This window comes from Pseudomonas sp. JS425 (genome assembly GCF_018223845.1).
GTDB lineage: Bacteria > Pseudomonadota > Gammaproteobacteria > Pseudomonadales > Pseudomonadaceae > Aquipseudomonas > Aquipseudomonas asiatica.
This window is the reverse complement of sequence record NZ_CP073661.1, coordinates 420191-444258: the sequence shown is the minus strand read 5'-3', so window position 1 is coordinate 444258 and position 24068 is coordinate 420191. Positions and strand designations below refer to the sequence as shown.

17 protein-coding genes are annotated in these 24068 nt (G+C 61.7%); 11 read left to right on the top strand and 6 right to left on the bottom strand.

Annotated elements, in window-relative coordinates; translation table 11 throughout:
• Positions 1 to 232 precede the first annotated feature (232 nt).
• Positions 233 to 1186: an IS110 family transposase gene (locus KDB76_RS01950; protein WP_013970314.1), complete on the top strand. Its 954-nt coding sequence runs from the start codon at positions 233 to 235 to the stop codon at positions 1184 to 1186.
• A gap of 35 nt (positions 1187 to 1221) precedes the next feature.
• Here KDB76_RS01950 and glnE read toward each other — a convergent pair whose 3' ends face one another.
• Complete coding sequence (gene glnE, locus KDB76_RS01945; RefSeq protein WP_024088011.1) at positions 1222 to 4155, bottom strand: bifunctional [glutamate--ammonia ligase]-adenylyl-L-tyrosine phosphorylase/[glutamate--ammonia-ligase] adenylyltransferase; 2934 nt, start codon at positions 4153 to 4155, stop codon at positions 1222 to 1224.
• A 383-nt stretch (positions 4156 to 4538) separates the two neighbouring features.
• Between glnE and aceE the strand changes: the two genes are divergently transcribed.
• The 5 genes from aceE (at position 4539) to KDB76_RS01920 (ending at position 13261) form a co-directional block, all read left to right on the top strand.
• Positions 4539 to 7184 carry a pyruvate dehydrogenase (acetyl-transferring), homodimeric type gene (aceE, locus tag KDB76_RS01940; RefSeq protein WP_003258640.1) on the top strand — a complete coding sequence of 882 codons (2646 nt, stop codon included), beginning with the start codon at positions 4539 to 4541 and terminating at the stop codon, positions 7182 to 7184.
• Positions 7185 to 7197: 13 nt separating this feature from the next.
• A complete protein-coding gene (gene aceF, locus KDB76_RS01935) occupies positions 7198 to 8826 on the top strand; it encodes a dihydrolipoyllysine-residue acetyltransferase (RefSeq protein ID WP_024088010.1) in 1629 nt (542 codons plus the stop codon).
• Positions 8827 to 9108: 282 nt separating this feature from the next.
• Positions 9109 to 11799 (top strand): GGDEF and EAL domain-containing protein, encoded by a 2691-nt coding sequence (locus KDB76_RS01930; RefSeq protein WP_023660611.1) that lies wholly within the window; start codon positions 9109 to 9111, stop codon positions 11797 to 11799.
• A gap of 166 nt (positions 11800 to 11965) precedes the next feature.
• The gene (msrA, locus tag KDB76_RS01925; RefSeq protein WP_003257532.1) at positions 11966 to 12634 is read left to right on the top strand and encodes a peptide-methionine (S)-S-oxide reductase MsrA; all 669 of its coding nucleotides are present in this window, start codon (positions 11966 to 11968) and stop codon (positions 12632 to 12634) included.
• Between the two features lie 3 nt (positions 12635 to 12637).
• Positions 12638 to 13261: a glutathione S-transferase gene (locus KDB76_RS01920; protein WP_013970531.1), complete on the top strand. Its 624-nt coding sequence runs from the start codon at positions 12638 to 12640 to the stop codon at positions 13259 to 13261.
• Between the two features lie 165 nt (positions 13262 to 13426).
• Here the strand turns inward: KDB76_RS01920 and creD are convergent, their stop codons facing one another.
• From creD to KDB76_RS01900, 4 genes are all read right to left on the bottom strand, one after another.
• Entirely contained in the window at positions 13427 to 14755 is a 1329-nt protein-coding gene (gene creD / locus KDB76_RS01915; RefSeq protein WP_024088009.1) for a cell envelope integrity protein CreD, read from the bottom strand.
• Positions 14756 to 14862: 107 nt separating this feature from the next.
• A complete protein-coding gene (creC, locus tag KDB76_RS01910) occupies positions 14863 to 16299 on the bottom strand; it encodes a two-component system sensor histidine kinase CreC (protein WP_023660608.1) in 1437 nt (478 codons plus the stop codon).
• Positions 16299 to 16979 (bottom strand): two-component system response regulator CreB, encoded by a 681-nt coding sequence (creB, locus tag KDB76_RS01905; RefSeq protein ID WP_013970528.1) that lies wholly within the window; start codon positions 16977 to 16979, stop codon positions 16299 to 16301. The genes creC and creB overlap by 1 nt, the downstream gene beginning before the upstream one ends.
• A gap of 93 nt (positions 16980 to 17072) precedes the next feature.
• The gene (locus KDB76_RS01900) at positions 17073 to 17573 is read right to left on the bottom strand and encodes an ATP-dependent zinc protease (RefSeq protein WP_003257529.1); all 501 of its coding nucleotides are present in this window, start codon (positions 17571 to 17573) and stop codon (positions 17073 to 17075) included.
• A 182-nt stretch (positions 17574 to 17755) separates the two neighbouring features.
• Between KDB76_RS01900 and KDB76_RS01895 the strand changes: the two genes are divergently transcribed.
• Positions 17756 to 18643, top strand: a complete 888-nt coding sequence (locus tag KDB76_RS01895; RefSeq protein ID WP_013970527.1) for an acyltransferase — start codon at positions 17756 to 17758, stop codon at positions 18641 to 18643.
• Positions 18644 to 18888: 245 nt separating this feature from the next.
• Positions 18889 to 20238, top strand: coding sequence for an APC family permease (locus KDB76_RS01890; RefSeq protein WP_024088008.1), 1350 nt, complete (start codon positions 18889 to 18891; stop codon positions 20236 to 20238).
• A gap of 214 nt (positions 20239 to 20452) precedes the next feature.
• On the opposite strand, the gene KDB76_RS01885 is transcribed toward KDB76_RS01890, so the two are convergent.
• The gene (locus KDB76_RS01885) at positions 20453 to 21034 is read right to left on the bottom strand and encodes a DUF2780 domain-containing protein (RefSeq protein ID WP_013970525.1); all 582 of its coding nucleotides are present in this window, start codon (positions 21032 to 21034) and stop codon (positions 20453 to 20455) included.
• A 769-nt stretch (positions 21035 to 21803) separates the two neighbouring features.
• Here KDB76_RS01885 and KDB76_RS01880 point away from each other — a divergent pair.
• From KDB76_RS01880 to KDB76_RS01870, 3 genes are read left to right on the top strand one after another with little or no spacing between them, the layout of a single operon-like run.
• Positions 21804 to 22052, top strand: coding sequence for a hypothetical protein (locus tag KDB76_RS01880; RefSeq protein ID WP_099167931.1), 249 nt, complete (start codon positions 21804 to 21806; stop codon positions 22050 to 22052).
• Positions 22053 to 22095: 43 nt separating this feature from the next.
• Complete coding sequence (locus KDB76_RS01875; RefSeq protein WP_014819627.1) at positions 22096 to 22716, top strand: LysE family translocator; 621 nt, start codon at positions 22096 to 22098, stop codon at positions 22714 to 22716.
• 50 nt (positions 22717 to 22766) lie between these two features.
• Positions 22767 to 24056: an ISL3-like element ISPst9 family transposase gene (locus KDB76_RS01870; protein ID WP_033939138.1), complete on the top strand. Its 1290-nt coding sequence runs from the start codon at positions 22767 to 22769 to the stop codon at positions 24054 to 24056.
• Positions 24057 to 24068: the final 12 nt, after the last annotated feature.

The window sequence follows — 24068 nt, the reverse complement described above, 5'->3', positions numbered from 1 at the left end:
CGTGGCCTTATTCGCGGGTGAACCCGCTTGTATGGTTAGACTTGAAGGGGTGGTGGGACTAAATGCCCGATTCTGACTGTTCACAGCAGTACAGACCGTGGGAGACATCGCCCCACCCCTTCCACCAAAGCGCCGATAAAGAATGCATCGTTTGCAAGCGACGATAGAAACAAGCCAGCGCCTCTTGGTGAAACCCCTTCAAGCCGAAAAACCATAACGTGAGGAGCGGCCCATGGCAATGCAGGTAGGTAAGTTGATCGTGGGTGCGGATGTCGCGAAAGCTGAGCTGGTTATCCACCACGATGATCGCGACGAGATCATCAGGCTCAAAAACTCCAAACTCGAGATCAGAAGGTGGCTCAAGCAACAACCCCTCAACACCGCTATCGCTGTTGAGGCGACCAACGTCTATCACTTGGACCTGGTTGAATTGGCCCACAGCCTAGGCTTCGAGGTCTATGTCATCGATGGTTTTCAATTGAGCAACTACCGGAAGAGTGTTGGGGGACGGGTTAAAACCGACCCCTCCGATGCTCGGTTGCTGTCCCGTTTTTTAAAAAATGAAGGCGAGGACCTTCGCCCTTGGAGCCCGCCTCCCGCTGTCTACGGCAAGCTTCAGAGCCTCTTGCGACGCAGAGCCGCCTTGGTGACTGCTCGTACTGCAATGACTCAGAGCTGGGCTAACGAAAGCCTTTTGAAAGCCGCCTTCGAAACTTTTGTGAAGTCGATAGATCGGCTGGATCAGTTGATTCAAAAGAAGATTAAAGAAGTACTGCGAGACGCTGGGCTGCAGGAACAAGTCGCTCGCTGCCAGGCAGTAGAGGGCATTGGTTTTCTCACCGCCGCAGCATTGGTGATGGCTTTTACAAGGGGCGAGTTCAAAAGCAGTGACTCGTACATTGCATTCCTAGGAATGGATTTACGAGTCAGTGATTCCGGACAGAAGAATGGGCGACGTCGCCTCACCAAGCGAGGTTGTTCAGAAATTCGTCGCTTATTGCACAACGCTGCGATGGCGGCCAGCAGATCGGCAGCCTGGAAAGGGCTTTACGAACAGCATCGGAGCAGTGGTAAAGCAACAACCCAAGCGTTGGTAATCCTGGCAAGAAAGCTCGCGCGGGTGGCATTCGCCCTGATGAAAAATCAGGACGAATACGTCACTAAAGGCGCGAAACTGGCTTGCTGAAAACCATAGAATCTCCCACAGGGTTGGCGGGGCCTTCAGGTAAGGCCCAATTCACCCCAGATCCGCCGCACCTCACGGCGTTCATCGGCAAACTGCGCCGCATCGATAACCCCGGCCTGCTTCTGCAGGGCCTGGCGGTGCGAGGCCGAGCGGAACGCCTTGTACACTTCACGCAACAGCACCGCGTCACTGGCCGGCATCAAACCCGCCTGCTCCAGCTCTTCCAGAATGCGGATGTTATCGGTCCATCGGAGTATGGCCGGGTGGTCGTGGGACCAGGCCAAAGCGGCGTATTGCACCATAAATTCGATATCGACGATACCGCCGGCATCCTGCTTGATATCGAACGGTACACCGGCCTCGAAGGCGTTGGCCGCGGTACCGGCAGCGGTGGCCTTGGTGCCGAGGTTGTCGCGCATCTTGGCGCGCATTTCGCTCACTTCGCTGCGCAGTTTTTCCAGGTCGCGGGCCTGGCCCAACACCTTGGCGCGCACACCTTCGAACGCCGTGCCCACCTGCTTGCAGCCCACCAGCACCCGGGCCCGCACAAGGGCCTGGTGCTCCCAGGTCCAGGCCTCGTTCTGCTGATAGCGCTCGAACGCTCCCAGCGAGCTCACCAGCAGACCCGAGGCACCCGACGGGCGCAGGCGCATGTCCACGTCATACAGCTGGCCCGAGTTGGTCTGGGTGGTCAGCAGGTGAATGATGCGCTGGCCGAGGCGCGTGAAGAACTGCGCACTGTCGATCGGCTTGGCGCCGTCGGTTTCCGCCTGCGGGTCGCCGTCATGGATGAATACCAGGTCCAGGTCCGAGCCGTGGCCCAGCTCCAGGCCACCTACCTTGCCGTAGCCGATGATGATGAAGCCCGGGTCGCACAGGCTGCCGTCGCTGCGCTTGGGCTGGCCGTGGCGGGTCACGGTCTGGCGCCAGGCGAGGGCCAGTACCTGGTCGAGGATGGCCTCGGCCAGCCAGGTCAGGTAGTCGCTGACTTTCATCAGCGGCAGGTTGCCGCTGATTTCCGAAGCGGCCACGCGCAGGCTGTGGGCCAGCTTGAAGTGGCGCAGCGCCTCCATTTGCTGTTCCAGGTCGTCCTCAGGGATGCGCGTCAGGCGTTCGCGCAGTTCGCTGGCCAGCTCCGGCGCCAGTGGCGGGCTGAACAGGCGGCCTTCGTTAAGTAGCTCGTCGAGCAGCAGCGGGTAGCGGGCAATCTGCTCGGCAATCCACGGGCTGGCGGCGCACAGTGTCAGCAAGCGGCGCAAGGCCCCGGGGTTTTCGGTGAGCAGCACCAGGTAGGCGGAACGCCGTGCCACGGCCTCGACCAGCGGCAGCACGCGCTCGAGCACCAGGTCGGGGTTGTCATGTTCCACAGCCTGGGCCAGCAACCGTGGGATAAAGGCGTCCAGGCGCTCACGGCCAATCCGCTGCATCGAACGCAACTGCGGGCTGGAGCGCAGCGCGGCCAGGCGCCGCAGGGCTTCGGCAGGCTGCCGGAATCCGGCCTCTTGCAGCTGACGGCCAGCCGCATCTTCATCCTGTGCCTGCTCCCACAGCGGTGACCATTCCCCCCCCACCACCAGCTCGCCCTCGCCGTCTTCATCATCCGGGTCGGCGATCACTTGGCGGAAGTGCCAGTCAATACGGCCACGCCAGTGCGTCAGCTGGTCATGGAAGCTTTGCCAGTCGGCATAGCCAAGCATGTAGGCCACCCGCGCCTGATCGATCTCGTTGTCCGGCAGCATCTGCGTCTGGCGGTCGGCGATGGCTTGGATGGCGTGTTCGGTATAGCGCAGGAACTCATAGCCCTCGCGCAACTCGGCGACCACGGCTGGCGGCAGGTAGCCCTGGCCCTCGAGGGTGGCCAGCACTTTCAGCAGTGGCCGCTGTTGCAGGCTGAGGTCGCGCCCGCCGTGGATCAGCTGGAAGGCCTGGGCGATGAATTCCACCTCGCGAATGCCACCGGCACCCAGCTTGATGTTGTCGGCCATGCCCTTGCGCCGCACTTCCTGCTGGATCAGCTGCTTCATGGTGCGCAGCGCTTCGATCGCGGAAAAGTCCAGGTAGCGGCGGTACACGAACGGCCGCAGCATCTCCTGCAACTGTGCCCCGGTCGCCTGGTCGCCGGCCACAACCCGCGCCTTGATCATCGCGTAGCGTTCCCAGTCACGGCCCTGGTCCTGGTAGTACTGCTCCAGGGCATTGAAGCTGAGCACCAGCGCGCCGGCCGAACCATACGGGCGCAGGCGCATGTCGACGCGGAACACGAAACCGTCGACGGTGACCGGGTCCAGCGCCTTGATCAGGCGCTGGCCCAGGCGGGTGAAGAACTCCTGGTTGTCCAGCGAGCGCTTCACCCCTTCGGTTTCGCCGCCTTCGGGGAAGGCGAAGATCAGGTCGATGTCCGACGACAGGTTCAGCTCCACTGCACCCAGCTTGCCCATGCCCAGCACCACCATGTGCTGCGGCTGGCCGCTGCGGTTGCCGACAGGCGTGCCGAACTGCTGGCAGTGGCGCGGGTACAGCCATTGGTAGGCTTCGTCGATGGCGGCGTCGGCCAGGTCGGACAGGTCGCGGCAGGTTTCGCCCAGCGCGGCCTGGCGGGTGATGTCGCGCCAGATGATGCGCAGCTGTTGGCGGTTGCGCTCGCGGCGCAGGTTGCGCGCCAGCTCGTCCTCGCTCTGCGCCGCCTGGGCGGCTGCAGCGATGTGCCCGCGCAGTTCACCCGCGGCGTAACGCCGATCCAGCTCGCCACTGGCCAGCAGGCCGAACAGCATGGCCGGCTCGCGCCGGACCAGGCCGAGCACGAAGTCGCTGGCGGCGGCTACCTGATCGAACTGTTGCCGGTGCAGCGGGCTCCAGGCCTGGAGGTCGAGTTCCGGGTGGGTAGCCACCGCATCGCTGATGAATTGCTGGTTGCGCGCGACCAGCGGCTGCAGGGTAGCGGGCAGATCGGACGGCAAAGGTAGGCGCATGGTCTATCCTTGATCGGCGTGAAATAGAGGGGAAGAAGCGGCCAAGGGGAAGCCGGACCACGGTTGGACTGTCGTACAAAAGTTGGAAATAGCTGAAAGAAGCGAAAAAATGGCAACAAACATCAAGAATTACCCGTTCGCGACACAATGCCAACCAACATGAACGTTTTTCCTCACAAGCCAACATGCGACGAAACGTCGCACAAATGTAGTTTTACTACTACTCGTGTCGTGTAAAAGCATGAAATGCGAAAGCAAATGTAGTAAAACTACACGGCGCCGGAGGACACCCCGGTAATCCAAGAATTCACGACGTCTGCCCATAAGGCCAGTCGCAATCTCAGGCAATCGATTCTGGTTGCCTTTCCGCCCTGGAGCAAGCCATGCAAGACCTCGATCCAATCGAAACCCAGGAATGGCTGGATGCCCTGGAGTCGGTCCTCGACAAAGAAGGCGAAGACCGCGCTCATTACCTGATGACCCGTATGGGCGAGCTGGCCACCCGTAGTGGCTCCCAGCTGCCGTATGCGATCACCACGCCATACCGCAACACCATCCCTGTCACCCACGAAGCACGCATGCCTGGCGACCTGTTCATGGAACGCCGCATTCGCTCGATGGTGCGTTGGAACGCCCTGGCCATGGTCATGCGTACCAACCTGAAAGACTCGGACCTGGGCGGACACATCTCCAGCTTCGCCTCCAGCGCCACCCTGTACGACATCGGCTTCAACTACTTCTTCCAGGCCCCGACCGAAGAACACGGCGGCGACCTGATCTTCTTCCAGGGCCATGCTTCGCCAGGCATCTACGCCCGTGCGTTCATGGAAGGCCGCATCAGCGAAGACCAGATGAACAACTTCCGTCAGGAAGTGGACGGCAACGGCCTGTCTTCGTACCCGCACCCATGGTTGATGCCTGATTTCTGGCAGTTCCCGACCGTTTCGATGGGTCTGGGCCCGATCCAGGCCATCTACCAGGCACGTTTCATGAAGTACCTGGAAGCCCGCGGCTTCATCCCGGCCGGCAAGCAGAAGGTCTGGTGCTTCATGGGTGACGGCGAGTGCGACGAGCCGGAATCCCTGGGCGCAATCGCCCTGGCCGGCCGCGAGAAGCTGGACAACCTGATCTTCGTCATCAACTGCAACCTGCAGCGCCTCGACGGCCCGGTTCGCGGCAACGGCAAGATCATCCAGGAACTCGAAGGCGTGTTCCGTGGCGGTGGCTGGAACGTCAACAAGGTCGTGTGGGGCCGCTTCTGGGACCCACTGTTCGCCAAGGACACCAACGGTGCCCTGCAGCGCCGCATGGACGAAGTCATCGACGGCGAGTACCAGAACTACAAAGCCAAAGACGGCGCGTACGTTCGTGAAAACTTCTTCAACACCCCAGAGCTCAAGGCCATGGTCGAAGACCTGTCCGACGAAGAGATCTGGAAGCTCAACCGTGGCGGCCACGACCCGTACAAGGTCTACGCGGCGTACCACCAGGCGGTCAATCACAAGGACCAGCCTACCGTCATCCTGGCCAAGACCATCAAGGGTTACGGTACCGGTGCCGGCGAAGCCAAGAACACCGCGCACAACACCAAGAAGGTCGACGTCGACAGCCTGCGTCACTTCCGTGACCGCTTCGACATCCCGGTCAAGGATGCCGACCTGGAGAACCTGCCGTTCTTCAAGCCGGAAGAAGGTTCTGCCGAAGCCAAGTACCTGGCCGAGCGCCGTGCTGCCCTGGGTGGTTTCGTGCCACAGCGCCGCGCCAAGAGCTTCAGCGTACCGACCCCTCCACTGGAAACGCTGAAAGCGATCCTGGATGGCTCGGGCGACCGCGAAATCTCCACCACCATGGCCTTCGTGCGTATTCTGGCGCAGCTGGTCAAGGACAAGGAAATCGGCCAGCGCATCGTCCCGATTATCCCGGACGAAGCCCGTACCTTCGGTATGGAAGGCATGTTCCGCCAGCTGGGCATCTACTCGTCGGTCGGCCAGCTCTACGAGCCAGTCGATAAAGACCAGGTGATGTTCTACCGCGAAGACAAGAAGGGCCAAATCCTCGAGGAAGGCATCAACGAAGCCGGCGCCATGTCGTCGTTCATCGCTGCCGGTACCTCGTACAGCTGCCACAACCAGCCGATGCTGCCGTTCTACATCTTCTACTCGATGTTCGGCTTCCAGCGTATTGGCGACCTGGCCTGGGCCGCTGGCGACAGCCGCACCCGTGGCTTCCTGATCGGCGGTACTGCCGGCCGTACCACCCTGAACGGTGAAGGCCTGCAGCACGAAGACGGTCACAGCCACATGATGGCGGGCACCATCCCGAACTGCCGCACCTATGATCCGACCTACGGCTACGAGCTGGCGGTGATCATCCAGGACGGCATGAAGAAGATGACCGAAGAGCAACAGGACATCTTCTACTACATCACCGTGATGAACGAATCCTACCAGCAGCCAGCCATGCCGGCCGGTGTCGAGGAAGGCATCATCAAAGGTATGTACCTGCTGGAAGAAGACACCCGCGAAGCCGCGCACCACGTACAGCTGATGGGCTCCGGCACCATCCTGCGCGAAGTCCGCGAAGCAGCGAAGATCCTGCGTGAAGAGTTCAACGTTGGTGCCGACGTGTGGAGCGTCACCAGCTTCAACGAACTGCGTCGCGACGGCCTGGCCGTGGAACGCGCCAACCGCCTGAAACCTGGCCAGAAGCCACAGCAGACTTACGTCGAGCAGTGCCTGAACGGTCGCAAGGGCCCGGTCATCGCCTCCACCGACTACATGAAGCTGTTCGCCGAGCAGATTCGCCAGTGGGTACCGAGCAAAGAGTTCAAGGTCCTGGGTACCGACGGTTACGGTCGCAGCGACAGCCGCAAGAAGCTGCGTCACTTCTTCGAAGTCGACCGCCACTTCGTGGTGCTGGCTGCCCTGGAAGCCCTGGCTGACCGCGGCGAGATCGAACCAAAGGTTGTTGCAGACGCTATCGTCAAGTTCGGTATCGACCCGGACAAGCGCAACCCACTGGACTGCTGAGGAGTATTTTTAAGTGAGCGAACTCATTCGCGTACCTGACATCGGCAGCGGTGAAGGTGAAATCATCGAGCTGTTCGTCAAGGTCGGTGATCGTATCGAGGCTGACCAGAGCCTGCTGACCCTGGAGTCCGACAAGGCCTCCATGGAGATCCCGGCCCCGAAAGCCGGCGTCATCAAGGAACTGAAGGTCAAGCTGGGCGACCGCCTGAAAGAAGGCGACGAGCTGCTGGTCCTGGAAGCCGAGGGCGCCGCTGCAGCGGCCCCTGAGGCTCCGGCCCAGGCTGCTGCGCCGGCTCCGGCCGCCGAAGCCGCCCCTGCCCCAGCTCCGGCAGCAGCCCCGGCTGCCGCCAGCGTGCAGGACATCCACGTGCCGGACATCGGTTCGTCGGGCAAGGCCAAGATCATCGAAGTGCTGGTCAAGGTCGGCGACACCGTCGAAGCCGACCAGTCGCTGATTACCCTGGAGTCCGACAAGGCCTCCATGGAAATCCCGTCGCCGGCTGCCGGCGTGGTCGAAGAAGTCCTGTGCAAGCTGGAAGACGAAGTCGGCACTGGCGACCTGATCTTCAAGCTGAAAGTCGCGGGTGCTGCCCCGGCTGCTGCTCCGGCACCTGCCGCTGCTGCCCCGGCCAAGGCTGAAGCGGCTCCGGCCGCCGCACCTGCCGCTGCTGCCCCGGCTGCTGCCCCTGCACCGGTTGCTACCGCTCCGGCTGCCGGTAGCAACGCCAAGGTTCACGCAGGCCCGGCGGTTCGTCAGCTGGCCCGTGAATTCGGCGTCGACCTGGGCGCGGTTGCCGCGACCGGTCCGCACGGCCGCATCCTGAAAGAAGACGTGCAGGTCTACGTCAAGGCGATGATGCAGAAGGCCAAGGAAGCACCGGCAGCCGCTGGCGCAACCGGTGGCGCCGGCATCCCGCCGATCCCTGCCGTGGACTTCAGCAAGTTCGGTGAAGTGGAAGAAGTGGCCCTGACCCGCCTGATGCAGGTCGGTGCTGCCAACCTGCACCGCAGCTGGCTGAACGTGCCGCACGTGACCCAGTTCGACTCCGCCGACATCACCGAACTGGAAGCCTTCCGCGTTGCGCAGAAGGCCGTGGCCGAGAAGGCTGGCGTTAAGCTGACCGTGCTGCCCCTGCTGCTCAAGGCCTGCGCCTTCCTGCTCAAGGAACTGCCAGACTTCAACAGCTCGCTGGCGCCAAGCGGCAAGGCCATCATCCGCAAGAAGTACGTGCACATCGGCTTTGCCGTGGACACCCCGGACGGCCTGCTGGTCCCTGTGATCAAGAACGTCGACCAGAAGAGCCTGCTGCAACTGGCTGCCGAAGCGGCTGCGCTGGCCGAAAAAGCCCGCACCAAGAAGCTGTCGGCCGACGAGATGCAAGGCGCCTGCTTCACCATCTCCAGCCTCGGCCACATTGGCGGCACCGGCTTCACGCCGATCGTCAACGCGCCGGAAGTGGCGATCCTGGGCGTCTCCAAGGCGACCATGCAGCCAGTCTGGGATGGCAAGGCCTTCCAGCCGAAGCTGATGCTGCCGCTGTCGCTGTCCTACGATCACCGTGTGATCAACGGCGCTGCCGCCGCGCGCTTCACCAAGCGCCTGGGCGACGTGCTGAGCGATATCCGCACCATGCTGCTGTAAGGCAGCCCGCTGCCCCTCCCTGCGAGGGGCAGTATGCTTTTCGAGCTGCCACGCTCGTACCTCAACCCCGTCGATTGGCGGGGCTTTTTTTTGCCTCGCATACGGCACATTGGGGTCGCAAAGCGGCCCCGGAAATATCAGCCAGACTACAGATTCCCGCCCACCAGCCGATAACCCGTCCACAGCATCACGCATGGCTGCTTGCCAGCCCCCGGGACATGATGCAACCTTGCCAGACCTGCCGCCCCCAAAGGCCGCGTTTCCTCTTCAAGCGAGTCTTCGATGAAAAGCCAACCCGATGCCGCCAGCCGTGTGGCGGCCGAGGTCGTCACGCAGTTACCCGTGCCCTCGCGGCTCGGCATGCTGCGCTTCGAAAGGCTCAACGAAGCCACTTGGGCCATGCTCTACCTCGACCCGGCCTGCGAGCGCCAGTTCGGCCTGCACGCTGGCGAGCTCTGCGCCCTGGTAGACGCACCCTACGCCAGCCTGATGGAACCCGAGGCCCGCTACCGGCTGCACGACGAGATCCAGCTGCAACTGGCCCAGCGCGGCTACTACCGCGTGCGCTACACCTTGCACACGCCAACTGCTTCGCTACGCCTGCTGGAGGCTGGGGAAGCCTACAAGCAGCACAACCGCCATCTGTTGCGCGGCTTCCTGAGCGTGCTCGACGACCTCGCCGAAGATACCAGCGAGGCCGGTGCCAGCGACCTGGAATCGCGCAACAACCGCCTGCAACTGGCACTGCAACTGAACCAGCGCGCGCAGCAGGAACAACTCGAGCACCTGGAGCGGGTACGTGGCCAGCAAGACCTGATCCTGCGCCTGGCCCGCCAGCGCTACAGCGCAGGCAACTCTCTGCGGGAAGCCGCCCAGCTGATTACCCAGAGCGCCTGCGAAATCTACAAGGTCGATATTGCGAGTATCTGGCACCTTGAAGACCAGCGCCTGGAGCCGATCATCGCCTGGTACCGGGACGCGCAAGAACACCGCCAGCCCGAAGCCATCGATGCCAGCCGCTTCCCCGACTACCTTGACGCGTTGCACGCCAGCCGCGCCATCGACGCCCACAATGCCAGCCACGACCCGCGGACCCGCGCCCTGACGCAAAGCCTGTGCCCGGATAACAAGGCCATGCTCGATGCCAGTATCCGTGTCGATGGCCAGGTTGTCGGCGTGCTGTGCCTGGAGCAGACCGGCCAGACACGGGCCTGGCAGTCGGACGAAATCGCTTTTGCCGGCGAACTGGCCGACCAGTTCGCCCAGGTCATCACCAACCACAACCGGCGCACCGCCGCCAGCGCCCTGCACCTGTTCCAGCGCGCAGTCGAGCAAAGCGCCAGCGCCTTCCTGCTGGTCAACCGCGACGGTGTGGTGGAATACGTCAATCCCAGTTTTACTGCCATCACCCAGTACAGCACCGAAGAAGTGCAAGGCCGCCACCTGGCTGAGCTGCCAGCGCTGGAGAACCTGAGCGAGCTGCTGTTCGACTCGCCGTCGAGCCTGGCCATGGGTAACAGCTGGCAGGGCGAGTTCAAGAGCCGGCGCAAGAACCTCGAACCCTACTGGGGGCAGCTTTCGATTTCCAAGGTATATGGCGACAACCGTGAGCTGACCCACTACATCGGCATCTACGAAGACGTCACCCAGACGAAGCTGGCCCAGCAGCGCATCGAGCGCCTGGCCTACACCGACAACCTGACCAACCTGGGCAACCGCCCGGCGTTCATTCGCAGCCTGGACGAGCGCTTTGCCCGTGATGGCGAATACTCGATGTGCCTGCTGCTGGTGGACATCGACAACTTCAAGCGCATCAACGACAGCCTCGGCCACCAGACCGGCGACAAGCTGCTGATCAGCCTGGCCCGGCGCCTGCGCAACAGCTTGCACTCCGGCGGTATCCTGGCGCGCTTTGCCAGTAACGAGTTCGCCGTACTGCTCGACGATACAAGCCTTGAAGATGGCCAGGGCGTCGCCCAGCAATTGCTGCGCACCCTCGACAAACCGATGTTCGTCGACAACCAGCTGATCAACGTCACCGCCTCGGTGGGCTTGGCCTGCGCGCCACTGCATGGCGCCGACCCGGCCAGCCTGATGAAGAACGCCGGCCTGGCGCTGCACAAGGCCAAGGCCAACGGCAAGCATCAGGTGCAGGTGTTTACCGAAGTGCTCAATGCCGAAGCCAGCTACAAGCTGTTCGTCGAGAACAACCTGCGTCGTGCCCTGACCCAGAACGAGCTGGAGGTGTTCTACCAGCCCAAGCTGTGCCTGCGCAGCGGCCGCCTGCTGGGGCTGGAAGCACTGCTGCGCTGGAACCACCCCGAACGCGGCATGATCCGCCCGGACCAGTTCATCAGCGTGGCGGAAGAAACCGGCCTGATCATCCCCATCGGCAAATGGGTGGTGCGCCAGTCGTGCCGCATGAGCCAGCAACTGCGCGAAGCCGGCATGGGCAACCTGCATGTGGCCATCAACCTGTCCCCCAAGCAGTTCTCCGACCCGGACCTGGTGGCATCGATCAGCACGATCCTTGAGGAAGAAGCCTTGCCCCCGCACCTGCTGGAGCTGGAGCTGACCGAAGGCCTGCTGCTGGAGGCCACCGAAGATACCCACCGCCAGCTGGATGAACTGAAGGCCCTGGGCCTGACCCTGGCCATGGACGATTTCGGCACCGGTTATTCGTCGCTGAGCTACCTGAAGAAGTTTCCGATCGACATCCTCAAGATCGACCGCAGCTTCATCAACGAGATCCCGGACAACCAGGACGACATGGAAATCACCTCGGCGGTGGTAGCCATGGCTCACAACCTCAAGCTGAAGGTGGTGGCCGAGGGTATAGAGACACCGGAGCAGCTGGCGTTCCTGCGTCGGCACCGCTGCGACGTGGGCCAGGGCTACCTGTTCGACCGGCCGATTCCGGGGCGCGAGCTGGCTGAACGGCTGAAGCGCTATCCGCGTGGTCCGGTGGCCTGACAGCCGCGCAAACCTCGGGCACTATAGAGCCCATACGGGCCCCTTCGCGGGTGAACCCGCTCCCACAGGTACATCACAATATTCGAAATCTGTGCAGGACCTGTGGGAGCGGGTTTACCCGCGAATGCCCCCAGCCCCCATCTCAAAGATCTACAGAGGAACGGCCATGGTCCTGCGTTCGGAAATCCTGGTGAACAAAAACGTCATGCCAACCGCGGAACAGGCCCTGCCTGGCCGCGAAACGCCAATGAGCCTGCCCGAGTTCCACTACGTGTTCAAAGACACGCCGCTGCTCGGCCCATTCTTCGAAGGCGCCATCGACTTCGCCATCTTCGGCCTGGGTTGCTTCTGGGGCGCCGAGCGCCGCTTCTGGCAGCGTGAAGGCGTGGTCAGCACAGTGGTCGGCTACGCAGGCGGCTTCACCCCCCACCCCACCTACGAGGAAGTGTGCTCGGGCCTGACCGGCCACACCGAAGTGGTGCTGGTGGTGTTCGACAAGGACAGAGTCAGCTACCGCGAGTTGCTGGCGATGTTCTGGGAACTGCACAACCCGACCCAGGGCATGCGCCAGGGCAACGACATCGGCACCCAGTACCGCTCGGCCATCTACTGCACCAGCCCTGAGCAGCTGGAACAGGCCAAGGCCAGCCGCGACGCCTTCCAGGCCGAACTGAGCAAGGCCGGCTTCGGTGAGATCACCACCGAAATCGACCAGGCACCGACCGTGTACTTCGCCGAGGCCTACCACCAGCAGTACCTGGCCAAGAACCCGGACGGCTACTGCGGTATCGGCGGTACCGGCGTGTGCCTGCCACCGAGCCTGCAGGGTAACTGAAGCATGAGCACGATGACTCTGTTCCACTCGCCGTTGTCGCCTTTCGTGCGCAAGGTCATGGTGGTGTTGCACGAGACCGGCCAACTTGAGCGCGTGCAGCTGCAGCCGGTGAACATCAGCCCGGTCAGCGGCGACCCACAGCTCAACCAGGACAACCCGATCGGCAAGATCCCGGCCCTGCGCCTGGAAGACGGCACCGTGCTGCATGACAGCCGGGTGATCTGCGAGTACCTCGACCTGCAGCACGTCGGCCTGCCGCTGCTGCCGCGCGAAGGCTCGGCACGCTGGCGGCGCATGACGCTGGTGTCGCAGGCCGATGCCATCATGGATGCGGCGGTGTCGAGCCGCTACGAGAGTTTCCTGCGCCCTGTAGACAAGCGCTGGGATGGTTGGCTGCAGGCACAGGGCGACAAGATCCGCCGTAGCCTGGCCAATCTGGAGCAGGAGCATTTGCCCGAGTTGATGTCCGGGTTCGACCTGGCAGCGATTGGCGTGGCCTGTGCGCTGGGGTATCTGGATTTGCGCCAGCCCGAGTTTGGCTGGCGTGAGCACCAGCCTGGCTTGGCTGCGTGGTATGCCGAGGTGGTCAAGCGGCCGTCGATGGTCGCAACCTCTCCGGTGGCCTGAAGGGCCTCTTCGCGGGCATGCCCGCTCCCACAGGAATAGCGCCAGGTTCGAAATGTGCGCCGTACCTGTGGGAGCGGGTTCACCCGCGAAGGCCTTACCTCGGTATCAAAGGAAACAGCTGCCCGATTCTGAGAGCCAACCACCGCCCGATCTCTCTGTCCTCCCTCATGCCACTCTCCCCACCCGGGCCCAATCCAGCCGCCGGGTCAGCACCATGAATACCCCCAGCAAGCCAAAGCACAGCAACGAGCCCATCAACAGCGCATAGTCCTCGGCACTCAGCAGCCCGTAGAGCAGCGCATACAACGCCGCCAACCCCACCGCAAAGCCCACTCCACGCCCCAGGCTGCGCAACACATGGCTCAGGTAGAAGCCGATCAGCAGCACACACGCCGAAGCTGACAGCCCATACGCCAAACCAAAGCCGATGTGCTCGGACAACGACAGCAACAGCAGGTAGAAGAAAGCCAGCGCCACCCCCACCAGGATGTACTGCACCGGGTGTACGCTGAGGTTCTTAAGCACTTCGAACAGGAAGAAGCCGGCGAAGGTCAGGGCGATGAACAGCAAGGCGTACTTGATCGCCCGCTCGCTCTTCAGGTACTGGTCCACCGGGTCGACGAAGCTGACGCCGAAGCTGCGCTCGCTGAAGTCCGCACACTGCCCGGCGGTGGCGCACTGGCGCAGGGCGTCTTCGAGGTTGGTGGCAAAGAACGAGGTCTGCCAGTGGGCACTGAAGCCGTGGGCCTCGATATCGCGGCGACTGGGCAGGTAGTTGCCGACGAAACTCGGGTGCGGCCAGTTGGCACGCAGGTCCACGGCACTGGTGCGGCCCACCGGCACTACATGCAGCTGGCCGGTGCCTTGCAGTGCGAGGTCGAAACCATAGCTGAATTCACGCGCCTGCAGGCCGTCCAGCCCCGGCAGGCTGGCGTGCACGCCGCCGCGCATCCAGTCGAGCCGGGTACCGGCTTCGAACGGTACTTTCTGCTCGCCGATGCTCAGCTCAAGGCCGTTCTCGATGCCGCGGATATCGCTGATACCCACCACCAGGAACGGCTTGTCGAAGCGGTAGTCGTCGAAATCCTTGTCGATGCCCCAGCGTTCCGGGAGCTTGAAGCGGCCACTGATACGGCCCTTGGCGTGGAACAGCCGGGCCTGGTAGATGCCACGGGCGCGCAGTTCGGTGTCCACGCCAAGGTCGGCGGCGAAGGTTTCCGGCAGGAAGTACAGGTGGCCGGCAATGGTGCTGGTTTCCTGGGTGCGCTCGCCGTCCTTTTCGATCCAGCGGCGCTGGTACTTGCGGTAGGGCACCACCAGCAGCGGGCCGCTGAGTTGCTGGTCGAAGCTGGCGCTCTGGGCGATATCGCGCAGCACACTGTCGCGCAGGGCCTGGCGTTCACCGATCAGGCCGCTGATCAGCAGTAGCGGGACGAGCAGCAGCAACATCAATACGGCGATCATGCCGAGTTTGAAACCGAGGGTCTTGTTCATGGGGCCTCCTGTGGCAGTGGGCGCAGTGTCTGCGCCTTGCGTGGAGGCCTCGGGGAGATGGTGTGGAGATTGTGTGTTTTTGGGGCTGCGCAGCAGCCCCGGCAATGTCAGCTGATACGCCGCACCGGCAGCCACAACCTCACCCGCACCCCTCCATCGACGTTATCCACAGCCAACGCCCCGCCATGCAGCTGCATCACCTCGGCCACAAAATTAAGCCCCAACCCGGTGCTCTTGCGCCCACTCCCCGGCCGCGGCAGCGAGTAGAACCGCTCGCTCACCCGCCCAATGGCGTAGGCAGGTATCGCCTGCCCCTGGTTGAACACACTCAGCGCCACCCGCTCGCCATCGCGCTCCAGGTCGAACAGCAGCGCGCCGCCCTCCGGGGTGAAGTCCAACGCGTTGTCGAGGAGGTTGGCCAGCGCCTGGCGCATCAGGAATGGGTCACACAACAAGCGCAAACCAGCCGGCACCCGCTGGCGCACCTGCAAATCGGCACCTTCGATACGCGCCGCATGGGCCAACAGCAACTCGTCCACCAATGCCGCCAGCGCCACCTGCTGCTCATCCTCCAGCGCCTGCATCTGCTCGACCCGGGCCAGGTTGAGCAGGCGGTCGATCATCTGCTGCAAACGCTCGCTCTCGCGCTCGATGTTGCCGGCAAAGCGCGCCCGCTGGTCAGCCGGCATGTCATCGCCCTGCAACAGCTCGGAAGCGCCACGAATGGCCGCCAGCGGGCTTTTCAGCTCGTGTGTCAGGGTATGCACATACCGCTCGACATAAGCCTTGCCTTCCAGTTGGGTGCGCATGCGCTCGACCGCCTGGGCCAGGTGCGCCAGTTCACCACCCTTGTAATGCGGCAGAGCGGCGCGCTCGCCCTCGCTGACCGCCTGAGCGTAGTGGGCCAGCCGGCGCAGCGAGCGCGCCAGCCACCATGACAACGCGGCACCGATCAGCAGGCCCAGGCCGATCAACCCCAGGCCCAGGGTCAGCAAGCGCCGTTCGGAACGGTCGATGTACGGTTGCAGCGAGCTGTTGGGCTTGGCCACTGTGACCACGCCAATGATCTTGCCCTCGTCGATGATCGGTGCGCCCACGTGCATCACCGACGTGCTTTCATCGTCGGGGTCGCTGCGGGTGGAGCGGGCGCCGTACTGGCCCCGCAAGGTCAGGTACACGTCATTCCACTTCGAGTAGTCCTTGCCCAGGTCCTCGCCGCTGGAGTCCAGCAGCACGGTGCCCTTGGCGTCGGTGACATAGATGCGGTGGCTGACCTGGTTCTTGGCCAGGCCCCAGATCTGCGCACCCGGGCTGCGCGAGCCGTAGGCCTTGAGCACTTCGGGCAAGCGGCTCTGGTTCAGGGTGCCGGCCTTGACGTCATCGTGCAGGATCTCGGCCAGCAGGTTGGCGGTGTCCACCAGCGTTTCTTCCGAGGACTGTCGCACTACCGGACGGATCTGTTCACGCACCGTGTTGAGCAGAAAGTAGCCCGCCAGCCCGACGAACAGGAAGTACACCAGGAAGATCCGGATACCCAGGCGCATCAGGCATGGTCCGGGCTGTAGCTGTAGCCGAGGCCGCGGTGGGTCTGGATCGGTTCGGCGTCGCTGGCCACCTGGCGCAGCTTGGCGCGCAGGCTCTTGATATGGCTGTCGATGGTGCGCTCGTACCCCACGTCAGAGGCCACGCCCACAGCGTCGAGCAACTGTTCGCGGCTGAATACCCGGTGCGGTTGCTCGAGCAGGCATTGCAGCAGGCGGAATTCGTGGCGGGTAAGGGGAAGAGGCTGGCTGCGGTAGGTGATCTGCATGCGTAAGGTATCGAGCTGGAACAGCGTGGTCTCGACAGCTGGCTCGACCCTGGGGCCCATGCGCTTGAGGATCGCCCGTACTCGCGCCGCCACTTCACGCGGGCTGAAGGGTTTGACCACATAGTCGTCTGCGCCGATTTCCAGTCCCACCACCCGGTCGATTTCGCTGTCGCGGGCGCTGAGGAACATTACCGGTACTTCGCTGAAGCGGCGCAGCTGACGGCAGGTTTCGAAGCCACTGATATCGGGCAAGCCGATATCGAGGATGACCAGGTCGGCCGGGCGCTGGCGCTGCTGGTCGAGGGCGGCGCTGCCCAGGGTTACCCATTCGGTGCTATGGCCGTCGGCCTGCAGGGCATAGACCAAGGTGTCGGCGATGGCGGCTTCGTCTTCGACGATGAGGATGTGGGGCATGGCGTCCGGCCTAACTGGGGGCAGACTGGACTTTTAACTTACCGGCCTCTTCGCGGGCAAGCCCGCGAAGAGGCCGGCACAGGTGGCTTGCGATCAGCAGTCAGGCTTGCCAGCGGTGAACTTCTTGGCCGGGTTGACCGCCGCCTTGAACTCGCGCAAAGCCTTGGAGCCCACCAGCAACGGGTAGTTGAAGCTGCTGCGGTCCACCAGGTTGACCTCGACGGTGCGCTTCACGTCCCCCAGGCACAGCTCCAGGTCGACCACCGGGCGCTTGGAGATTTCCGGCGCATCGCCTTCCTCCTCTTCATCGGCACGGCCCTTGATCTTGCTGATGCGCGAGACCTTGTGCTCATACACCTTGCCGTCCGAGTCCTTGGTGGCCAGACGGAAGCGCACCCACTCGTCGCCATCACGGGTGAACAGCTCGATGTCCTTGGCCGACAGCGACGCGGTGAAGGCACCGGTATCCATCTTGGCTTTCAGGGTTTCGCCCAGTTCGGGCAGGGCTATGTTCTCGTAACGGCCATAGATTGTGGGCTCGGCGGCCATGACCGGCAGCGCCAACAACGACAACAGGGCAAGCAGAGGTTTCACAGGCAAGCTTCCTTGAGGAGAGTCAGTGCTTAGACTGCACTGGCAGGATAGGTTCGCTGTCACAAGCCTATCCAACATAATGTGAAACATTTGTCCTCGCCGCAGGGCACTGGAAATTTGGCGTAGGCCACTGCCCTGCTTATCATTGCCAACCGTTTATCTCCCACAACAAGAGTCTCTTTATGCGTCGCCTGCTGACCGGCATCCTCACTACCACCCTGCTGCTGCTCAACACCCTGGTGTTGATCTGCCCGCTGCTGGTCTTCGCCCTGCTCAAACTGGTGCTGCCGGGGCGTGGGCGTGACTATGCCTCGTGGGCGGTGATGTGGGTGGCCGAGACCTGGTCGGAGATCGACAAGGCCATCTTTGCCCTGTGCATTCCTACCCAGTGGGATATCCGCGGCGTCGAGAACCTGCGCAAGGACACCTCGTACCTAGCCGTCAGCAACCACCAGACCTGGGTCGATATCCCGGCGCTGATCGAGAGCCTCAACCGCCGTACACCGTTCTTCAAGTTCTTCCTGAAGAAGGAGCTGATCTGGGTGCCGTTGCTGGGCCTGGCTTGGTGGGGCCTGGATTACCCGTTCATGAAGCGCTACAGCAAGGCCTTCCTGGAGAAACACCCAGAGCTCAAGGGCAAGGATCTAGAGATCACCAAGGCGGCCTGCGAGCTGTTCAAACGCCAGCCGGTGACCGTGGTGAACTACCTGGAAGGCACACGCTTTACCGAGGCCAAGCACCGCGAGCAGCAATCGCCCTATCGCTACCTGCTCAAGCCCAAGGCTGGTGGCGTGGCGTTCGTGCTGGCGGCATTGGGCGAGCAGCTGGATGCCTTGCTGGACGTGACCATCGTGTACCCCGGCAACAAGGCGCCGGGGTTCTGGGATTTGCTCAATGGCAGCATCAGCCGGGTGATTATCGACATTCGTGTACGTGAACTGGACCCGATGCTGTGGGCGGGGGATTACGAGAATGATGCTGAGTTCAGGCAGACCGTGCAGGCCTGGGTGAACCAGTTGTGGGTTGAGAAGGACTTGCGGATCGAGCAGCTGCGGGTGGAGATGGGCTGAGATTTCCATTGCCTGACCAGGCCTCTTCGCGGGTAAACCCGCTCCCACAGGTACTGCGCAGTACTCAAGACCTGTGAGCCCCCTGTAGGAGCGGGTTTACCCGCGAAGAGGCCGGTACAGGCATTACAAGAATCCGATTAAAAACCTGGCTAATAATCAGCATTAGGATTACTTCTTTGTCACACCCCACCTAAGTGGATAAAAATCGACCAAAGCACAACTACAAAAAAGCTCTGGATCGAACGATGGCCAACCCACCCAGCTCCACCCCCGTCCAGCTCCGCCGTGTCCTCGGCCTGCCCGCCCTGGTATTCTTCGGCCTGGTGTACATGGTCCCGCTGACCATCTTCACCACTTACGGCATCGTCACCGAACTTACTGGTGGCCGCACGGCCGGCGCCTATATCGTCACCCTGGTGGCCATGCTGTTCACCGCCACCTCCTACAGCTTCATGGTCAAACGCTTCCCGGTCGCGGGCTCGGCGTACTCCTACACCAACATGGCCTTCGGCCCGAACGTGGGCTTCCTGGCCGGCTGGTCGCTGCTGCTCGACTACCTGTTCCTGCCGATGATCAACTACCTGCTGATCGGCCTGTTCCTGAACATCGCCTTTCCGGCCATCCCTGCGTGGTCGATCGCACTGGCTGCTATCGCCCTGGTCACGGTGCTCAACGTGGTCGGAATTCACTCTGTGGCCAAGACCAGCAACCTGATCGTCGGTGCACAGATCGTCTTCATCGTGGTGTTCGTCGCCCTGTCCTGCCAGTCCCTGGCCGGCCAACCGCTCGACCTGCTTTCGCCACTGCTGGGCGACGGCTCGCAGCCGGGCTTCGGCGCGCTGATGGCTGGTGCGGCGGTGCTGTGCCTCTCGTTCCTCGGCTTTGACGCTGTCTCGACCTTGGCCGAAGAATGCCGCGATGCCCGCCGCGATGTGCCACGGGCAATCATCCTCACCACCCTGTTCGCCGGCGTGCTGTTCACCGTGCTGGCCTATGTCAGCCAACTGGTACTGCCCGGCACCACCTTTGCCAATGCCGATGCGGCGGCCAACGAGGTAATGTTCAAGGCGGGTGGGCAATTCCTGGCCAACTTCTTCACTGCGGCCTATGTAGCTGGGAGCCTGGGCTCGGCGCTGGCCTCGCAGGCGGCGGTGTCGCGCATTCTGTTCACCATGGGTCGTGACAAGGTGCTGCCGCAGCGAACGTTCGGCTACCTGTCACCGCGCTTTGGCACGCCGGTGTTCGCCATTCTGCTGGTTTCGGCGTTCTCGTTGCTGGCGTTGATAATCGACCTGGCGACCCTTGCCTCGCTGATCAGCTTTGGTGCGCTGGTGGCGTTTTCGGCAGTGAACCTGGCGGTGGTTAAGACCCACCTGGTGGACGATGGCTCGCAGCGCAGCCTCAAAGGGCTGCTGAGCTATGGCCTGGTGCCGCTGGTGGGGTTGGGGCTGACACTGTGGCTGTGGACCAGCCTGTCGGCGCTTACCTTGGTGATCGGCTTGTGCTGGTTTGCGCTGGGTCTTGCGTACCTGGCAGTACTGACCGCCGGCTTCCGCCGCCCGGTACGCCTAGTAGACTTTACCGAAGCGACCTGACATGACGCGATTCCGTGTTTGCGGGATACACCATTCTCATTGCCTGCGCTGGCCTTTGTAGGAGCGGCCTTGTGTCGCGAAGGGCCGCAAAGCGGCCCCAGGATTTCAGCGTCACCACACAGATTGCCGGGGCCGCTTCGCGCCCCTTTCGCGACACAAGGCCGCTCCTACAGGTACAGCGTCAGCCTTCAAGGCTGTGATGCTGGCAAAACCCTCAGACCGAAGGTCGGGTCAATGGAGCAGGAGTGGTCCACAAACTCCCCAGGTTCTGCAACAGCGACCCGGCAATCCCCTGCTGCCCCAGATACTGCAGCAGCAACGGCGCAAACTGCCCGATCATCCCGGTATCCATGCCCAGCGCCTTGAACGCATTGTCCAGGTCGCTGCGGTTTTCCACATTGTTGCCCAGCGCATTGCTCAACGCCGACTGGCTCTCGCTGTTCTTGCCCAGCAACTCACCCAAGCCACTCAAGCCACCCAGTGCATTGGCCCCGGCAAGCAGGTCCAGCCCTGGCACGGCCTTGGTCAGCTGACCGTAGTCGTCGGAACTCAGGTTGTTGCGCGCCAGCCCCAGCATGGCCCCTGCCCCGCCCACGGCCTGCTCTGGGGTGATATTCAATTGGCTACCCAAGGTGTTGAGCAGGTTTGCCTGCGCCTCGGGTGCCTGCACCTGGCCTTGCTGGCTTTGATTCTGGTTCTGCATGGCCGACACGGCGTTAGCGGCGTCGCTGAGGTTGAAGGCGAACACCGGGCTTGCGGCCAGGGTCATCAAGGTTGCCAAGGTGAATGCTTTCATCGGGTGGGACCTCGTGGGCCGGGATGGCCTGGGAAACGCGACATCTGACTGGCTTTTTGCAGGTTTGTTCCGACCCGGCTGTCGACCACCTTTGCAATCCGCCACAGTGCTCACGACCTGTTAAAACTGCTAGTTGTGATGGTTTTACAGGACCCGCAAAGTAATCGACACAGCAATCACCACTCAGGTCACCATCATGCCTACCTCTTCCACAAGCAAGAACGATCAGGGTCTGGCTCCCCAGCGTAGCCTGCACTTCTACAAGAGTGAGAATCTGACAACTGAAATAGCCGCGCAGGGCAATCGTCGCTTGTTATGGGCAAATGACATGGCGCTAGCCCAACTGGATCAGGCACCATCGGCAAAGATGCTTCGAGTTGACCTTGCCAATTCAGTCCTCGGTATTGGTTCTTGGCCAATGGCGTATTCACCCTATGGATACTTGGCCACCGACAGATTGGAAGCGTTGCTGGGATTCACTGGGCAGAGGTATGACCGGGTTACTCAAGGGAACCCCCTGGGTGCGGGGCGTCGGTTTCACTCACCCGGACTTATGCGCTTGTGCACCGAAGACCCGTCGAGCCCATTCGGAAAAGGCGGTCTGAATTCAGGGTATGCGGATTTAATGGTTGATATGTGAAGTAGAAAGCGGAAGGGAAAACTAAATCCACAACGGACTAAATGGTTGATAGCTAACCGTGCCGGTCTTTCCAGATCCCCTTCCCTATAGCCATATGTAGGGAACACTTGAAAACTAGGCATATCTGTCTTGACAATAGCCCCGGTACAAGAAGCGGGTGTCGTTGTGCTCAGCCAGCCTTTCTTCGCCAAAAGCAATATTGCCACGAAGAGTGGTAGCCTACGGGCTCAGTACCTCCCCAGTTGGGTCATCGCCCGGCTAGAAGGTATTGAGGCGGCTCGGGGTGCATTGCACCATGTCGCGCCGGTCGGCAAGATGGAAGACTACATTGAGCGGATGTTGCGTAATGTCACGCCCTACTTGAACGAGGTGCACTGACCATGCATATCCAACCTACTCCCTTGAGGTCACAACAAAGCTAATGATCGATCTACTTGTTTTCCTCCCGGCATGTTTCGCACTGAACCTGGCGTTCGGCCCCAATAACCTCGTTGCGATGACACACGGTGCGCAAAAGGGCGTAGGGTTTTCCTTTATGGCAAGCACAGCACGGCTTGCCGTCTTCGTGCCCATGATTGCTGCTAGCGCGCTTGGTTTAGGGATGCTTTTGTCTGCTTCGGCGTTGGTCTTCAACGTGATCAAGATCGTTGGTGCCGCCTATCTGGTCTGGATGGGCATCAAGCTCCTCAGAACAACATCTGGCTCGACTAACCTAAACGCAGATGCAATGAAACCTTCGCTTCGTAAGGCATTCCGTAGTGAGGCGCTGATCGCCATCAGTAACCCCAAAGCAATCCTCATTTTCGCGGCATTCTTCCCGCAATTCGTGGATATAACGAATTACTGGCTGAGCTATGCAACTCTTGGGACGGTTTTTATCGCGCTAGAGGCCGTTGCAATAGCGATATATGCGTCAGCAGGGCGTTTTGCAGCAGCTTTCGCAGCAAACAAGCTGCACTGGTTTCAACGCGCCTCAGGTGGAGGAATGATTGCTTTCGGCATCCTGCTTCTTCTTAGTCGCCAACCTTCGCGTGTTGCCTAGGTTCTTAAGAACGCTTTAGCCAGTTGCTAGTCGTCTTAAGAGAATAACGTATGACCGAAATGCCCGACAACATCCTGCACCTGCCCTCATACCAGGTGCTGGGCTGCAAAGCCACCGACGATGAAATGCACTTCCAGGTAGACGCGCCCGATCCCATTGCTTGCGAGGAATGCGGGGTGCAGGGTGAGTTCGTGCGTTTCGGCAAGCGTGATGTTCCCTATCATGATCTGCCCATCCACGGCAAGCGGGTCACCCTCTGGGTGCTCCGCCGCCGGTACATCTGTCGGGCCTGCGAGGCTACCTTCAGGCCCCAGCTACCGGAGGTGGTGGACGGCTTCCGCATGACACTGCGGCTACATGAATACGTAGAGAAGGAGTCCTTTAACCACCCCTACACTTTCGTGGCGCAGCAAACCGGATTGGACGAGAAGACGGTACGGGACATCTTCAACGCCCGCGCCGCGTTCTTAGGCCGCTGGCACCGCTTCGAAACGCCTCGCATTCTGGGCATCGACGAGCTGTACCTGAACAAGCGCTACCGCTGCATCCTGACCAACATTGAGGAGAAGACCCTGCTCGATCTGCTGGCCACTCGCCGTCAGGACGTCGTGACTAACTACCTGATGAAGCTGAAAGACCGGCAGAAGATCGATATCGTCAGCATGGACATGTGGAATCCATATCGAACGGCGGTCAGGGCGGTGCTGCCACAGGCCCGCATCGTGGTCGATAAATTCCATGTGGTGCGCATGGCCAACGATGCTCTGGAGAAGGTGCGCAAGGGGCTCCGGAAAGAGCTGAAACCAGCCCAGATCCGAACCCTCAAGGGAGACCGGAAAATCCTGCTGAAGCGCGCTCACGAAGTCTCAGACCGGGAGCGGCTGATCATGGAAACCTGGACAGGCGCATTCCCGCAACTGCTGGCTGCCTACGAGCACAAGGAGCGCTTCTACAGCATCTGGGACGCCACCACACGACCCCAGGCAGAAGCCGCCCTGGACGAGTGGATATCCACCATCCCGAAGGGCCAGAAAGAAGTCTGGAGCGATCTGTTTAGGGCGGTGGGCAACTGGCGCGAGGAGATCATGACCTACTTCGAGACGGACATACCTGTCACCAACGCTTTCACGGAGTCCATCAACCGACTGGCCAAGGACAAGAACCGTGAAGGACGAGGTTATTCCTTTGAGGTGATGCGGGCGCGAATGCTCTACACCACGAAGCACAAGAAGAAGGCCCCGACTGCGAAGGTCTCTCCGTTCTACAAGAAAACCATCGGTTACGGACTGCCAGACCTCGCAGAGGAGCTCAACTACGGGGTCGATCTATCAACCATCTGAGGGTAGCATCAG

What these genes read in the sequence shown, in the direction of transcription:
- glnE (WP_024088011.1), bottom strand. Translation starts at nt 4,155, where the DNA reads ATGCGCCTACCTTTGCCGTCCGATCTGCCCGCTACCCTGCAGCCGCTG.
- KDB76_RS01895 (WP_013970527.1), top strand. Translation starts at nt 17,756, where the DNA reads ATGCGTCGCCTGCTGACCGGCATCCTCACTACCACCCTGCTGCTGCTC.
- KDB76_RS01930 (WP_023660611.1), top strand. Translation starts at nt 9,109, where the DNA reads ATGAAAAGCCAACCCGATGCCGCCAGCCGTGTGGCGGCCGAGGTCGTC.
- KDB76_RS01890 (WP_024088008.1), top strand. Translation starts at nt 18,889, where the DNA reads ATGGCCAACCCACCCAGCTCCACCCCCGTCCAGCTCCGCCGTGTCCTC.
- creC (WP_023660608.1), bottom strand. Translation starts at nt 16,299, where the DNA reads ATGCGCCTGGGTATCCGGATCTTCCTGGTGTACTTCCTGTTCGTCGGG.
- KDB76_RS01920 (WP_013970531.1), top strand. Translation starts at nt 12,638, where the DNA reads ATGAGCACGATGACTCTGTTCCACTCGCCGTTGTCGCCTTTCGTGCGC.
- msrA (WP_003257532.1), top strand. Translation starts at nt 11,966, where the DNA reads ATGGTCCTGCGTTCGGAAATCCTGGTGAACAAAAACGTCATGCCAACC.
- creD (WP_024088009.1), bottom strand. Translation starts at nt 14,755, where the DNA reads ATGAACAAGACCCTCGGTTTCAAACTCGGCATGATCGCCGTATTGATG.
- KDB76_RS01950 (WP_013970314.1), top strand. Translation starts at nt 233, where the DNA reads ATGGCAATGCAGGTAGGTAAGTTGATCGTGGGTGCGGATGTCGCGAAA.
- KDB76_RS01875 (WP_014819627.1), top strand. Translation starts at nt 22,096, where the DNA reads ATGATCGATCTACTTGTTTTCCTCCCGGCATGTTTCGCACTGAACCTG.
- KDB76_RS01885 (WP_013970525.1), bottom strand. Translation starts at nt 21,034, where the DNA reads ATGAAAGCATTCACCTTGGCAACCTTGATGACCCTGGCCGCAAGCCCG.
- KDB76_RS01870 (WP_033939138.1), top strand. Translation starts at nt 22,767, where the DNA reads ATGACCGAAATGCCCGACAACATCCTGCACCTGCCCTCATACCAGGTG.
- aceE (WP_003258640.1), top strand. Translation starts at nt 4,539, where the DNA reads ATGCAAGACCTCGATCCAATCGAAACCCAGGAATGGCTGGATGCCCTG.
- creB (WP_013970528.1), bottom strand. Translation starts at nt 16,979, where the DNA reads ATGCCCCACATCCTCATCGTCGAAGACGAAGCCGCCATCGCCGACACC.